The following is a 14650-nucleotide window of genomic DNA, read 5'->3' as shown; positions in this document are numbered from 1 at the left end:
TTAGGCGGGATAAAGGCTGTTAAATCAGGCTGTAAAACTAAGCAGGGGCAATTCAAATTTATGAATTGCCCCTGCTTAGTTTTGCATAGCCCAATTCCAGGCATCTCATTGCTGAATTCAGCGAGCCGGGCGGGGAAACCGTCAATGTAAGGTTTTGAATCTTCCGGACGGGCATAATTCCCATGAGGGCGTTGGTCATAAAGATTTCGTCGGAGGATAACAAGTCGCTAAAGGTGTATAAGCCTTCATGGGTTGGTATCTGAAGTGCGCGAGCTAATTCAAGAATAAGCTGACGTCGTGTTCCGGGCAGACATCCGCTTGAAAGTGAAGGAGTAAAGAGGGCGCCGTTTTTCAGAAAGAATAGATTACTCATCGTACCTTCAGCAAGATATCCTTGAGTATTAAGCCACAGGCCTTCTTCACATCCATGTAAAGCCGCTTCTTCCTTTGCTAAAATGTTTTCTAAATAATTGGTTGATTTCAAGGTGCACAAAGGGGAGTGTTCATTGCGAGGGCTGGTTAAAAGGTGAAGTTGTATTCCTGCAGTATATTGAGCGGGTGTGTAGGGTACTGAACGCCGCTGAAACAGAAGCTGAGAAGGAAGACCGGCAAGAGGCGCTCCGCCGCTTAGTGTGATGCGAAGGGCATAAGGGGTGGTCCCGGGAGTTTGTTCCATGAATGCCTGGATATGTTGCAGCCATTCTTGCTGATCCGGCGGTACGAGGCCGAGAATTTGAGCGCCTCTATGCAGGCGCTGCCAATGGAGATCGGCAAACAATGGACCATAATCTGTAATGAGCAGAGTTTCAAAAAGCCCAAAGCCAAATAAAGCCAGACGGTCATTTGCTAATAAGGTTGTGCTGGAATTCAATTTAATCGTCCTTTCAAAACCCGAAAGAGGGCTTAGACTTACAAAAAGAAAAGTTGCATCGATGCAACTTTTCTTTTGTCCTACTTCTTATTCAAAACATCGGTTAATTCTTTGAAAGCAGGCTGCAGGTTAGGGTTATCTATGCCCTGTAATACCAAGGTCTGATTGATGATAACCTGCCCCACATGTGCACCCTCAACTTCAATTTGAATAGATTGTACATCCAAGTTTAGTACGTGCTTATCGACAACGAATTTCATGCGCTTGGGTTGATGAAAGTTAGCCTGGATTCTTGTGGCTTGGAGAGGGGCTTCTTTGGATACCTCTGTGGAACTGGGTGTTTGTAAATCACTTAGGACAAAGGAAGCTTCCAAGAGAAATTTCTGTAGGACCGCCGTGTTCGTATTCCATGGTAAGTCAACAAGTTCTGATTGAGTCATCCCCGAAGGAGAAACCGATAAAATAACATACGTGGAATCCTTGGTCAAAAAAGGTTTTGGGGAACATCCGCTAAGGAAGAGACTGGTGAATAAAATCGCGAGACTGAGTCCGAAAATTGATATCTTGCGTCTTAACAATGGGGTATCCTTCTTCCTTAATCAAAGCTAGTCGAAATATTAAATTGGACGAGGAAAGTAATTCGCTGTAGATTCCGCAAAATCCTGCTTCCATTGGTCCCTTTCCTAAAAATAGTGTACAATATATCAAGAGAGGGGTCAATATTTGTGGGTAAAGATATCGTGGTTTTGGATATAGAGATAACAGATTTGGAGTCTGATCAGGATACGGTTTTTAAATTGGCTGCCCTCCGGGTTTGCTGCCAGCAGATTCAAAAATCAGTCCATATGGTTATTGGGCATCAAGGAATCATTAGTCATCATCTGAACGGTGCCGATATAACGGATGAAGTCTTGGAAAGTATATCGCTATCTCAGCATGGTCAAATAATTCTTGATTTTTTTGACGATGCAATTTTAGTGGGTCACGATGTATCTGAGTACCTCTCTAGGCTGGAACAAGTGTTGAAGGTTCGCTTTCAGCAGCCCCTTTGGGATACCTTAGACTTAGCCAGGATTTTGTATCCATCCATGCATCATTATCAGTTGTTATATTTGGCTGAAAAGCTTTCCCTGCCATCAAGAGAAGAAACCTTAAATCTCTCTGAAAACGGAGTTTGGTTAATCTGGAAATTATTCGAAGCTTGCTGGAAAAAAGGGTTGGAATTCGATCTGAGTTTCTTTGATCACGCCAACAGTTTTCTGGAGGGATGGGCGGGGAAAGGATTTTTTCAAGAGCTGCAAAAAGAAATGATCCGCTCGTTTCCGGATCGTCCAATCCGTACAGATTTGGTACTTGCTCCTCCTCCGGAGGGCTTGTTTGTGTTGGAAAAAAATCCGCCGCCAATGATTCCCGAGTCGATTGACTGGGTTGTAGGGAACTTTTCACCGGGGGGAAATCTTGAGCGGAATTTAGCAAGCTATGAAAGCAGACCGGGTCAGGTAATGATGGCAAAATTAATTGCTGAAGGATTTTCTTCTTCACATCATGTGGTAGTTGAGGCCGGAACAGGAACAGGAAAGTCATTTGCCTATTTGATTCCCAGTCTGTGGTCCGCTAAAAAGACAGGCCAAAAAGTCGTCGTTGCAACTCATACAATTCCCCTGCAGGAACAACTTCAAAAAAAGGATATTCCTGTTTTGGAAGGGGTATTGCCGTTTCCGTTCCGGGCTTCTGTATTGAAAGGGAAGAACAATTATTGTTGTCTGAAAAAATGGCAGGGATGCTTAGGTATTCGTGAACATTTAAGTGCAGAGCAAAAACTTGCCATATTGAGTGTCCTTGTCTGGTTAAGAGAAACCTTAACCGGAGATGTTCAAGAACTTTCCAAGGTTCCCGGACTGATGGAGATTTGGCCAAGCGTATGCGCCGACAATGAAACCTGTCTTCCCGGCAGGTGTGCCAAAGCCGGAGTTTGTTTCTTGCTTAGAGCACGGAAAAAAGCAGAGGAGTCGGATGTTCTGATCGTGAATCATTCCCTTCTCTTCTCTGATCTTAAAACAGACTATAATGTCTTGCCTGAGTATCGCCGGTTGGTGATTGATGAAGCGCATCAGATCTATCAAACGGCACTGCAGCATCTTGGTTCGGAACTAAGTGTCGAGGATGTCGGCAGGATTATTGACAGTATTTATCGACCGGCCGGACTAAGTTTCTATGGGACAGTTAAACAACGTTTGGATGCACTTGCCCATATTGTACCGTCAGTACCTTGGGAGATAGTGATTAAGCGGCTTGAAGGTATACCTGGAATTTGTGCCGGTGTCATGGCGCAAACGAAGGAACTATTTGACTTATTGTCAATGATTTTAGGAGAGGAGCGAACCTTTCGCTTTGTTGCTCAGCATGCCTTAAGCCCTTGGTGGAACGGGCTTAATGTCCAGATCGAGAACCTGGTTGGAAGGATCAAAACATTACTTAGGACTCTTGAGGGTTTGACAGGTATCCTAAGCGAAGAAGACGCCGATGAGATTGAAGAATTAAAGTATATCTTAACGAGCCACCAAAGGGAGCTGCAGGAACTTGTCGATACTCTGACCCAGGCGATCAATGTAAATAACCCCAAACAAGTAACCTGGCTTGAACAATCAACCCGGTTATATCTTAAAACATCCCCTATTGAAGTCAGTGATATTCTCAAAGCAAAGATATTCTCCCGTCTTGACGCTGTGGTTCTTACTTCGGCGACCCTGAGCATCTCCAATTCATTTGAACACTTTCTTAACGATATTGGTTTACCAAAGGATACTATAACCGCCCAGGTAGATTCCCCCTTTGACTATGAGCGGCAGATGCAATTCATCGTCGTCAGGAAGGGCATTAACTATCTGAATTCCGATCAGGAGAAGGCGTTGGAACTCTCAGAGTTTATCGCTGAAGTTGCAGAGCGTATGAATGGCAGAACCCTGGTTCTTTTTACGGCCCATAGCTTGCTTCGGCAGACTTATACGGCTTTGGCTCCTATACTGTCCAGAATAGGAGTCGAAACACTGGCTCAGGGGATACAAGGCGAGCGCAGCACACTGATCGAAGCCTTTAAGAGAAATCCGAAAAGTGTTCTCTTGGGAGCAAACAGCTTCTGGGAGGGAATTGATATTCCAGGTGATGCCTTATCTTGTGTTATTTTGGTTAAACTTCCTTTTTGGCCGCCAACTCTGCCTTTAATTGAAGCCAGATCCGAGTATCTGAAATCTCAAGGCCGGGATCCGTTTCGTGAACTTTTATTGCCTGAAGCTGTGATCCGCTTTAAACAAGGATTTGGACGTCTGATTCGTTCCAAAGGGGATCGGGGGGTTGTCATCTTACTTGATGACCGGGTCATTGAAAAATACTATGGACGGTTCTTTTTAGGCTCCCTCCCCATAAAAACCCATATTCGGGGGGAGAATACTTTCGTATTTCGAAAGATCGAGGAATATAATAGGGATTTAGATGAAGAGCTTTTATAATCGTCTTAAAAATGATAAACTAGAGAAAACAAAGGAGGAGGTTTATTTTTAGGTGAAACAGTATCCCATTTCCCGTGATGGTTGGTTGTATCTGGTGATATTAGCAAGTCTGTCGGCTCTAGCTTATTGGATTTGGCCGTGGCTTGTTATTTTACCAGGTGTTTTGTTCTTATTCGTTTTGTTTTTTTTCCGAAACCCTGAGAGACAAGTTCCTATGGACGAATTAACCTTAGTTTCCCCGGCAGATGGGGTGGTTATGGATGTTGAAAGGGTCTTCGAAGATCATTTTTTTAAGGGAGAAAGCATTCGCGTTCGAATCTTTTTGAGTGTCTTTAACGTTCATGTTAATCGCAGTCCTATGGCTGGAAAGGTTGTTTTCCGCTATTACAGGCCGGGTAAGATGATTCCTGCCTTTAAAAGTCATGCCTCAGAGCTGAATGAAAAGAATTATGTAGGAATCGAAAATAAGCATTTGAAAATTTTAGTGACACAAGTGACTGGCTTTATTGCGCGGCGGATTGTGTGTTGGGTGGATAAAGAAGACACTCTGACTAAAGGTGAACGATTTGGCTTAATTAAGTTTGGTTCATGTACGGAGATTTTTGTGCCAACGAATGTAGAAATAATGGTGAGTCCCGGAGATAAGGTACGCGGAGGACTAAGCGTTGTTGGGAAGGTGGGTGTCGAGTGAGGGGAAATCCAATTACTACACGCATGATCCCTAGTATTTTTACACTGGCTAATTTGCTTTTTGGTTTTCTGGCTTTGATATGGGTTATTGAACAGCATTATACGTTAGCTTCTGCCATGATCCTGCTTTCAGTACTTATGGACAGTTTGGACGGGAAAGTTGCACGCAGACTATCTGTAAGTTCGGATTTTGGCAAAGAACTTGATTCTTTAAGTGATTTGGTGTCTTTTGGGGTAGCGCCTGCTATCCTAACCTATCAAGCCATCTTGTACTCTCAGCCAGACTATGTAAAGTTTACTGGGTTAGGTATTGCCGCGATTTTTGCACTTTGTGGTGCCGTCCGTTTAGCACGGTTTAATATGATGAATATTACGACTTATTTTGTTGGTGTACCTATTACCTTTGCAGGTGGTTTTATGGCTCTATTAATGTTCTTTCGTACGATGCTGCCCTGGTATGTCTATCTTGTCAGTATGGTGGTTTTGGCATTTTTAATGGTGTCTACATTTAAGGTTGCGAAGCTGGGAAAATAGCAGGACTTGTGTGACACAGTGCTTGGCGCTTATGAAGCAGAGTAAACTAAATACGTCCCGTGAATTATATGAGAGCAGAGAAGATAATTTTACCTTCTCTGCTCTTTTCATTTGAGCGGTATGTTAGCTTATCCTCGAAGGTTTCTTCCGGATGTTCGCGGCATGCTTATGCTATGCGGCTTCTCCCCTAAGTTAATACGTGCTAAGACAGTGTTTTCCTTGGTGCCGGCCGGGTTTTCTTTATTCACCCTTGCTTGGCGTTAAGCATATAGTATGGCACGGGTAATGAATGTTTAGGGGGGAACATATTAATGGATAATCAACAAATTAGTTGGAATAGCGTTGGGTTACGTATGGTTCAGGGGTTAACGACAACAATTGATGCTGTTCGTCAATTAGATGTTCAGGAAGCTTCTTTAGTTATGAGGCTGCTGGGAAAAAGTTGTACCCGTATGATTAAGGAGGGAGTAGGGCATCAATTTGGAATTGCCTTGATCGAAACAAGTGCTCAATTGGCTATGAAAGAGAAATTAGTGTTAGAAGATGTGCTTAAATTGATTACCGGTATTATCGGCCGGCTCTATTTTACCGCCAATACGGAAGAGGAGAGGTTGTTGGTTGCTCAGCTTGAAGATGCAGTAAAGAATTACCAATCCGTGTAAGGGTCATTCCCGGCTTTGTCTGCATACATTACCACTGAGCGATGAATATTAACAAGGCAAAAGGAGGACGTGAGACTATGAGAATTTATTATGTTCGGTTACCTGAATTTGTGCTTAATGTTTTGAGAAAAGTTTTTGGATAAAGTGGTCTGAAACTAAGGTTTCCCTCCTAGAATATATAGTAGAGACAAGCAAGGAGGGAAATTATGCGTCAAAGTCGTTATGTATGGTTCCTGGGGATATCACTCTTCTGTCTTATGACAATCATTGTTTTTAAAACACCTGAAGCGGTGATATCGACTCTGGCAGATCCTCAATACGGGAGTTCGCCAAGAGCAACAGTTCAACAGTTCTGGAAATACATGGATTTGCGTCAAACCAGCTTGGCGCGTGACCTGCTGATTTTACCAGAGGGGTCAGCGGACGAAAATGAGTTCAAAGCTTGGGAGTCCCTAATGAACAAGGATCCATTGTTGTCCTTACAAAAAGTGGAGTTTATGAATCCTGATGCGGAAGGTTCACAGGAAGTCATAGTGCGCGTTGTATGGACGTCATCTGTCGAAAAAGAACTCCAGACAATGTTTGCTATGAGTCTGGCCCAAACGGAAAATGGCTGGAAAATTCAAGGTATAAAGCGGATCAACGACCTCTCGTATATTGGAGGGGATCACGATGGAAGGTCAATACAGACCTGACACTGATAGGCAATCAAGCTCTCAAAAGAGTGAAGCACCGTTGCGCTTATATGTGGGTTTAGTCTACTTAGCTATTGGGTTATTCTTGTCTCTGTTTTTCGCCAATTGAGCTTCTGAAACACGGTCGTACCACACTTGGTAAACCGTGTTTTTTCATGTCCGGTTCTGTATAGTTTGGCTCGTTATGGTTTAAACTGAGTGCGTCAGCTTTCTCGCGGAGTGCTTAAAGACACACGCAGATGTGTCTTGGGTCACACTTAATCACTGCTTACCATGCTAAACTTATAAACATAGTAAGAAGGAGGTAATTACAATGTCAGATGTAAAAAAAGAGGCTCCTGAGTTAGAGTGTTCAAATTGCGGAACTACAAGCGAATTGACCCCAGTATTGAGTTATGTTCACCAAGGTGAAGAGAAACATATATGTACGCGTTGTTTGCCAATGCTCATTCATGGTTAGGAGATGGATCGATGAGATTTACGCTAGATATGAAACTAAAAGACATCATGTCCGCCAATCCAAAGACCGTGGAAGCGATGCAGGAATTAGGCCTGCACTGTTTAGGCTGTGCGTTTTCTGTCAATGAAACCCTTGCCAATGCCGCCCAGATGCATCATCTTGATCCCAATCTGTTGCTGGAAAAGGTGAATTCTGTTGAACAGGGTGAAATGTCGGCAGAGGCCGCTGCAAAAGCTCAGCCTCCCGGGGGCATTTTGCAAATGGATAAGAAAACCTATTCAATTGCCCCTCATATACCGGCAGGTGTTGTGACCCCTGAAATCTTGCGGAAGATTGCAGATGTCTCTGAAAAATACCATGCGCAGGCAATCAAGGTTACTTCTGCCCAGAGAATAGCTATTGTTGGCCTGAAGCCGGAGGATGTTCCTAAGATATGGGAAGAACTGGGTATGGACCCGGGACATGCGGTGGGGTTATGTGTACGAAGTGTAAAAGTTTGCCCGGGTGATACCTTCTGTAAGAGAGGACTCCAGGAAACATTGTCCCTGGGTATGGAAATTGACAAACGCTATCATGGTATGCAATTACCCTCTAAATTTAAGATCGGAGTGGCGGGTTGTCCTAATAAATGTGCAGATTCTGCTTCGGTGGATTTGGGCCTGATGGGTACCAGTAAAGGCTATCATCTCTACGTAGGCGGAAATGGCGGGGTAAAACCAAGACAAGGGAATATCCTTCTGGAAAATCTACAGAAGGAGCAAATAATACCTGTGATGGATGCTGTAATATCTTATTATAAAGAAAATGCTAAGCCTCAAGAACGTTTGGGACGGCTAATCGACCGAATTGGTTTAGAGGGGCTGCGTGAATTCGCAGATCAAGTCAAATCTGGAGCCAGCCAAGAAGCGGATGCCTGAACATCCGCTTCTTTGACTGGCTCGATTTATTTCTAATTAACATGGATAGCGTCTACTGGACAGCCATCAGCAGCATCTTTGGCAGCTGCCTCAACCTCACTGGGAACAGGGTTGGTATAGGCGGTGGCTAATCCGTCATCTTCCATCTTGAAAACCTCAGGGCAAAATTCCGGGCAAGCTCCACAACCAATGCAAGCATCTTTGTCAACTTCAGCTATCATAATTTATCCTCCTTTACTCGGTTGAGATTATTCTCCCCGAGTTAAAGATGGTCTATTCGCTAAAATCCTAACATATCAGTGATTTTCTAATAATTGATGTCTGATTTCCTAAATAAACCTAATATGATTCAGCAGCTATCGATCAATCTGCTAAATATCGATTGTGTTCATAAGAATTCGCTAATGATAGGGATGAACTAAGGCTAATTGGAAAATAATAGATGATTTTGCGATCGATTTAATTCCATAAATATCCATTAAATTCCTTTTGTGGTAAGACTTTAGCGATATTTCAACCGCTTTTTAGTGTTGCCTTTTTATTTGCGATTTCGACATCCCCCCTGGCGTATAATAAAGGCACCGGAAAGATGAACATGGTCCAGGCCATAATAGAGACCGGAATACAATTAAGGCGGGATGTTGGAAGAATGAGCAAGAAAATCAAAATAATTGTCGCGGATGATAATCGGAATTTATGTCAAATGCTACAGAACTATCTCCAAGGCCAAGAAGATTTGATTGTTGCTGGAGTTGCAAATAATGGTTTAGAAGCATGGGAACTTATTCAAACCCAGGAACCGGATTTGATTATTCTTGATTTAGTAATGCCTAATTTAGATGGTTTAGGTGTTTTAGAAAGAATTAACTCACGGACAACTATTTCACGTCCTAAAATAATCATGCTTACAGCTTTTGGACAGGAGTCTCTCACCCATCAAGCGATGATGCTCGGTGTGGATTACTTTATTCTCAAGCCCTTTGATTTAGATATTCTCAGTAAACGTATTCGCTCCTTAACTCAGGATATGCCATCGTCTCCGCCGACTCAAAGTACTGCCGCTGCTCCAATTGTGACAACGGCAGGCAGCGGGCTTAATCTGCATGTTGAGGTGACGACAATGATGCATCAAATCGGAATTCCAGCTCATGTAAAAGGATATCAATATATCAGAGATGCCATTCTGATGGTTGTTGAGGATGTTTCATTATTAGGAGCGGTGACTAAAGAACTATATCCCAGCATAGCGAAAAAGTTTGATACCGCACCCAGCAGAGTCGAACGCGGTATCCGCCACGCTATAGAGTTAGCTTGGGAACGGGGACATACGGATACACTTAAACGGATTTTTGGATATTCGATGAACATAGAGCGACAAAAACCTACCAACTCTGAGTTTATAGCGCTTCTTGCGGATAAATTGAGAGTTATGAGTAAGGTGTCGTAAATCAGTGACACCAAGCGTTTTTGGGGTCTTTATAAAAGATGAAAAATATCAACAAACTATTTTTTATAAGCTTAAATTAACAAAAAAAGCATATAAACTAGTTTACATGATATCAACATATTTCTTGTCTGCAAACACTCCTATTCAACAAAAATGGGGGTGTTTCTTTTTGAGATCGACACAGTTTGAAGCCAGTATCGAAGAGTTTATGCTCTACTGTTCGAGTAAAAACTTGTCAAAAAAAACTATTAAATCCTACGAACAGACGCTTAACTTATTTGCATTATATCTCAAGGAAGAAAATCAAATCGAAAGGATTGAAGATGTAAAAAAGACCCATATTCGACTTTATGTTAAGTATCTACAAGATAGAGGCAAGTACAAAGTTAATACCCCATATAATCGTACTGATAAGGGGAAAGATATTAGTGTCAATACTATTAACAACTATGTAAGGAATATCAAGGTATTTTTCAACTGGCTCAGCGAAGAGGATGAGCTTAATAAAAACCCAGTGGAAAAGATCAAATTACTTAAAGGTACTGAAAGGCTCAAACCTCTCTTGACAGAACAAGAAATTATCTCTATTCTCAGTTGTTTTGACAAAACAAAGTTTAATGGCTATAGAAACTATATGATTACTATATTAATTCTAGATACTGGTTGCCGGATCACGGAATGCCTTAGTATCAAAGATGATGACATTAATTTGCAAAACAAAACTATCGTACTTAGGAACACAAAAAACAAAAAAGAGCGATTAGTCTTCTTTTCAACTAAACTCAAAAACAATCTTCAAAGGTGGATGAGGTACAAAGACCGCTACATGAACAATGATCTTTTGTTTCCTACTAATCGCGGTACACTTTTTTCAATATGCAACTATGAAAAAGTTTTGAATCGGATAGGGAAAAAACTAGGAGTTGAATTATTTCCGCATCGTTTAAGAGCTTCCTTTGCCCAGTATTACCTTCTAAATGGGGGAGACTTGATCACGCTGGGTAGAATTTTGGGGCATAGTAGTCCTGAAGTGACCAAGATTTATCTTCAATTAGATGACCAAAGTATCCAAAAGCAACATATTAAGTTTAGCCCTCTCAATGGAATGGATTTGGATTAATGGTTTGAATAACAAGAAGTGCCCATTCTTTTTAGAGTGGGTGCCTTTTATTATTCAAAAACCTTATTTAATCAATTTTAAAAGACTTCTGAGCCTATTAAACTAGCTTAGGGTAAAATTATATCAATCAGCAACTTAACCCCCTTTAAAAGGTCTATAATTCGATTTTTGCAATAATTATTGATTGAACTCTTTGTCCTAAAGCTTAGCTAACAAAAATAAAACGGCAGGAGCTATGTATATAACTTCTCTTGCCGTTTTACAATTTCCCTATTTAGTTTGAACAAACTTCTGGACAAATTTTGCTCTTTCTTCAGTATTGTCATATTTCGCTAAGAAGTCATTTTGCCACTTATCTGTCTGTTTAAGACTTGTTAAGTCAAGGTTAAAGAATTCCTCAACTGCTTTTCTGTCTACTGAAAGATTATATTCTTTACCTTGGAAAGGCAAAACCATATTGATTTTACTTAGGCCTTCAAACTCTTTGAATAACCTAACAGTTTCTATTGACAAAGTCTTGTTTATTGCATCTCCTTTACTCCAGTAATTTTTATAATCATCTTCGGTTATTTTGTTTTCAGGTTTGACGCTTTTTAATTCAGCATAGTCTTTTACAAACAAAATGGTTGCGGAATTATCTTTGATTTCGGCTTGTTTTATGAATGAACCACCCTTAATGTTTGGGACATATGTATTGAAACGATCAATTTCTTGTTTATCCATAGTAGTAGCTGGGGTTGGAGTGGATTGCTGGGTTTCGCCTTGGGGTGGTGCTGTAGTTTGTTTTGATTCTTGATTACCACAACCAATGGAAATCCCCATTAAGACTGTTAGTGATAAGGTTAGAGCTATCTTATTAAAGTTCTTCTGCATTTTTTCTCCTCCATTATTTATATATTTTGGCATCCCACAGTTCAAGTGATATTGTAACAAATTTGGCTTAATAAACCAATACCAGATTGAGATGAATAGATAAAGATGGAAGGGCGGGAAAAGAGGTTGAATTCTCACACCTCTGAATATTTTATTAAGTTCATTAATTTCGACAATTATTTGTATGGGTCTAATGATATAGTAGAATTTAAGGAAATTAAGGGGAGGGAATTAACTATGGAAGCACCTCAAACACAGTGTAAAGATTGTAGTAATATTTTTAATTACAAGATACCACGTTGTCCGATGTGTGGATCAAATAAGCGGATGGGGAAAATCAATATTAAAGCACCTATTTTACTCGATAAGAATTATAGATTAGCTGGGTTAGCCATTGCTTTTGTTATCGGAACAATTTTAGATTTAATATTACTTTTTAATAGTAGTATTGATTCTGTTTGGTTCTTCATGCTCATGCCACCGGTGTTTATAGTAATTGGGTATTATTTGGGTTTAATGCTTGACAAGAGCTATAAGAACAGCAACCAATATCAGGAAGATTTGAAAATTCAAATGCAATACCAAAAAAATACAGATGAATTTAATCGTAGAATGTCTGAAATATCTGAAGCAAATAAAATCAAATATGAACTTCCTAAGAATGCTCTTGATTACAAAGAAGTTTCCTATTTGCGAGGACATCCTGAATTTAGTAGCCAAATGAGATTTTTTGTTTGGATTAAAGATGATCGCTTAAACTTGGTTGATTCTAATTTAGGGTCAAAATGTAAAGGTGGAGTTAAAATATTCATGGACAATATTAAAAGCTTTACGAGAAAAGGAGACATTCGAACTGAGACAAGGGTAAGCGGTGGAGGTGGAGGTGGAAGTTCGATAAAAGGGGCAGTTATAGGTGAAGTAATTGCCGGTCCCGCAGGTGCAATTATTGGAAGTCGCAAAAAGAATGAAGCCATTAAGACGGAAAATGTTGTTATTGATGAACGTGAAACAATTATGGAAATCGACTATAATGGGGAACGAAAATTTTTGTTCTTTGATTCAAAAACTTATGATGTACTGATAAAGATGATACCTCAAAAAGAAATCAGCTTTGTAATTAGCAACAATGAATCTAAAGCCAATTCTTCTGTTACTACTTCTTTTTAATGCTTACACCAAAATATTGTGCAAGTATCAAGAGTGTATTGTGGAAAGGAGTATATCAGACTTTCATGCCGCTATGCGACACCACTGATGAATGAAAATTTTGTCAATAATACTCCTTAGGCTGGCGAAGGTAGGTCGAACTTTCTTGGTGCCGCGAGCCCGTCTATCAGACGGACCACATCGACCTGGTGTATCACGGATTGTTGCTCCTTCGGGAAGCACGCAGGGCAGAATAACCCATATTGGTTGTTGCACCAGCCTTAAATAAAACCAGTCTAAGGAGAAGTTGTTGTTATGGAAGTATTGCATGAACGATGTTGCGGACTGGATGTGCATAAAAAAAGTATTACAGCCTGCATCATTACCCCCAAAGGAAAGGAGATTCATACATTTTCAACAATGACTCGAAACCTAATCGAACTAGTTGATTGGGTAAAAGACAACCGATGCTCCCATGTCGCGATGGAGAGTACAGGTGATTACTGGAAACCGATCTATAACCTCTTAGAGACAGAGGATCTACAACCGATGGTAGTTAATGCCCAGCATATTAAAACTGTGCCGGGACGAAAGACGGATGTTAAAGATGCCGAGTGGATTGCACGTTTACTGCGTCATGGTTTGGTCCAAGGAAGTTTTATTCCGAACCGGGATCAAAGAGAATTAAAAGAGGTCGTTCGATATCGGCGAAGCATCGTTGAAGAAAGAACGCGAGAAGTGAATCGCCTACAGAAAGTATTAGAGGGGGGGAACATAAAACTATCCTCTGTGGCTTCAAATGTGTTGGGTGTATCTGGGCGAAACATGTTGGAAGCTATGATTAAAGGAGAGGAAGACACTTCTGTTTTAGCGGATTTTGCTCTAAAGAAACTAAAGGATAAAAAGGAAGATTTGAAACTTGCGCTAGAAGGATTACTTGGAGCCCATCAATTATTCATGCTTGAGAAGCAATTAGCTCATATCGATTACCTCAATGAACTAATTAGTAAATTGGACGAAGAAATTGAGAAACGTATGACCCCTTTTGCGGAAGAACTGAAGTTATTGGATTCTATACCCGGAGTTGGAAAAAGAACTGCTGAACAAATTATTGCTGAAGTTGGTACAGATATGTCACGATTTCCTACACCCGGACACTTATGTTCGTGGGCAGGGATGACTCCAGGTCATGATGAAAGCGCAGGAAAAAAAAAGTCCACAAAGACGCGTAAAGGAAATAAGAAGCTTCGAAGCGCCCTTACCGAGGCAGCAAAAGCGGCTGCTCGTAAAAAAAATAACTACTTATCGGCACAATATCATCGGATAGCAGCCCGACGTGGAAAAAATAAGGCTTCGATAGCTGTAGGACATACAATCTTGTCTCTTGTACATATCTTGTTAACGCGAAAACAAGAATATGTGGATCTAGGCTACAATTATTTTGATGAACGTAAAAAAGATAGTTTGATTAAAAATTCGATCAAAAAATTGGAGTCACTGGGTTTAGTGGTAAGTGTTCAAGAACAAATAGCATAAATGTATTCAAAACGATTTACACAGATCGAAAAATAGCCCGGGTAAACTTGGTTTCTAACGTCTTAACCATTGTGCTTACACTAATTATTTTTTTGTAATGATAACCCAGGGTTTATTTTAGTATTGTCATTTTCGTAAAACGTGCACTTAGTCCAACTTTTTGAATTTTCAGGGCAGAAAGTATTAGAGGGGG

At 40.8% G+C, this 14650-nt stretch carries 15 protein-coding genes; 11 read left to right on the top strand and 4 right to left on the bottom strand.

Features of this window, described 5'->3' with window-relative positions:
- Positions 1 to 58: 58 nt before the first annotated feature.
- Positions 59 to 871 (bottom strand): aminotransferase class IV, encoded by an 813-nt coding sequence (locus DESYODRAFT_RS15355; protein WP_007784499.1) that lies wholly within the window; start codon positions 869 to 871, stop codon positions 59 to 61.
- Positions 872 to 951: 80 nt separating this feature from the next.
- A complete protein-coding gene (locus tag DESYODRAFT_RS15350) occupies positions 952 to 1449 on the bottom strand; it encodes a hypothetical protein (RefSeq protein WP_007784497.1) in 498 nt (165 codons plus the stop codon).
- A gap of 147 nt (positions 1450 to 1596) precedes the next feature.
- Between DESYODRAFT_RS15350 and DESYODRAFT_RS15345 the strand changes: the two genes are divergently transcribed.
- The 7 genes from DESYODRAFT_RS15345 (at position 1597) to DESYODRAFT_RS15320 (ending at position 8335) form a co-directional block, all read left to right on the top strand.
- Complete coding sequence (locus DESYODRAFT_RS15345; RefSeq protein ID WP_007784496.1) at positions 1597 to 4377, top strand: helicase C-terminal domain-containing protein; 2781 nt, start codon at positions 1597 to 1599, stop codon at positions 4375 to 4377.
- 52 nt (positions 4378 to 4429) lie between these two features.
- On the top strand, positions 4430 to 5068 hold the full coding sequence (locus tag DESYODRAFT_RS15340) for a phosphatidylserine decarboxylase family protein (protein WP_007784495.1): 639 nt from the start codon (positions 4430 to 4432) through the stop codon (positions 5066 to 5068).
- On the top strand, positions 5065 to 5601 hold the full coding sequence (gene pssA, locus DESYODRAFT_RS15335) for a CDP-diacylglycerol--serine O-phosphatidyltransferase (RefSeq protein WP_007784494.1): 537 nt from the start codon (positions 5065 to 5067) through the stop codon (positions 5599 to 5601). The genes DESYODRAFT_RS15340 and pssA overlap by 4 nt, the downstream gene beginning before the upstream one ends.
- 311 nt (positions 5602 to 5912) lie before the next feature.
- Positions 5913 to 6263, top strand: coding sequence for a hypothetical protein (locus tag DESYODRAFT_RS15330; RefSeq protein WP_007784493.1), 351 nt, complete (start codon positions 5913 to 5915; stop codon positions 6261 to 6263).
- Between the two features lie 206 nt (positions 6264 to 6469).
- On the top strand, positions 6470 to 6958 hold the full coding sequence (locus DESYODRAFT_RS15325; protein WP_007784492.1) for a hypothetical protein: 489 nt from the start codon (positions 6470 to 6472) through the stop codon (positions 6956 to 6958).
- Positions 6959 to 7271: 313 nt separating this feature from the next.
- Positions 7272 to 7418: a hypothetical protein gene (locus DESYODRAFT_RS28740; RefSeq protein ID WP_169315926.1), complete on the top strand. Its 147-nt coding sequence runs from the start codon at positions 7272 to 7274 to the stop codon at positions 7416 to 7418.
- Positions 7419 to 7429: 11 nt separating this feature from the next.
- Positions 7430 to 8335, top strand: coding sequence for a DUF1858 domain-containing protein (locus DESYODRAFT_RS15320; protein WP_007784491.1), 906 nt, complete (start codon positions 7430 to 7432; stop codon positions 8333 to 8335).
- A gap of 32 nt (positions 8336 to 8367) precedes the next feature.
- Here the strand turns inward: DESYODRAFT_RS15320 and DESYODRAFT_RS15315 are convergent, their stop codons facing one another.
- Positions 8368 to 8556, bottom strand: coding sequence for a ferredoxin (locus DESYODRAFT_RS15315; RefSeq protein WP_007784490.1), 189 nt, complete (start codon positions 8554 to 8556; stop codon positions 8368 to 8370).
- Positions 8557 to 8984: 428 nt separating this feature from the next.
- Here DESYODRAFT_RS15315 and spo0A point away from each other — a divergent pair, with 428 nt between their 5' ends.
- The gene (spo0A, locus tag DESYODRAFT_RS15310; protein ID WP_007784489.1) at positions 8985 to 9782 is read left to right on the top strand and encodes a sporulation transcription factor Spo0A; all 798 of its coding nucleotides are present in this window, start codon (positions 8985 to 8987) and stop codon (positions 9780 to 9782) included.
- A 4-nt stretch (positions 9783 to 9786) separates the two neighbouring features.
- The gene (locus tag DESYODRAFT_RS15305; protein ID WP_007784488.1) at positions 9787 to 10902 is read left to right on the top strand and encodes a tyrosine-type recombinase/integrase; all 1116 of its coding nucleotides are present in this window, start codon (positions 9787 to 9789) and stop codon (positions 10900 to 10902) included.
- A gap of 270 nt (positions 10903 to 11172) precedes the next feature.
- Here DESYODRAFT_RS15305 and DESYODRAFT_RS15300 read toward each other — a convergent pair whose 3' ends face one another.
- On the bottom strand, positions 11173 to 11775 hold the full coding sequence (locus DESYODRAFT_RS15300; RefSeq protein ID WP_007784487.1) for a hypothetical protein: 603 nt from the start codon (positions 11773 to 11775) through the stop codon (positions 11173 to 11175).
- A 237-nt stretch (positions 11776 to 12012) separates the two neighbouring features.
- Between DESYODRAFT_RS15300 and DESYODRAFT_RS15295 the strand changes: the two genes are divergently transcribed.
- Positions 12013 to 12942 (top strand): hypothetical protein, encoded by a 930-nt coding sequence (locus DESYODRAFT_RS15295; RefSeq protein WP_042338652.1) that lies wholly within the window; start codon positions 12013 to 12015, stop codon positions 12940 to 12942.
- A gap of 294 nt (positions 12943 to 13236) precedes the next feature.
- A complete protein-coding gene (locus DESYODRAFT_RS15290) occupies positions 13237 to 14457 on the top strand; it encodes an IS110 family RNA-guided transposase (RefSeq protein ID WP_007784484.1) in 1221 nt (406 codons plus the stop codon).
- Positions 14458 to 14650: the final 193 nt, after the last annotated feature.

The organism is Desulfosporosinus youngiae DSM 17734 (assembly GCF_000244895.1).
In the GTDB taxonomy this organism is placed as follows: domain Bacteria; phylum Bacillota; class Desulfitobacteriia; order Desulfitobacteriales; family Desulfitobacteriaceae; genus Desulfosporosinus; species Desulfosporosinus youngiae.
This window is presented reverse-complemented; position numbering and strand designations above follow the sequence as displayed.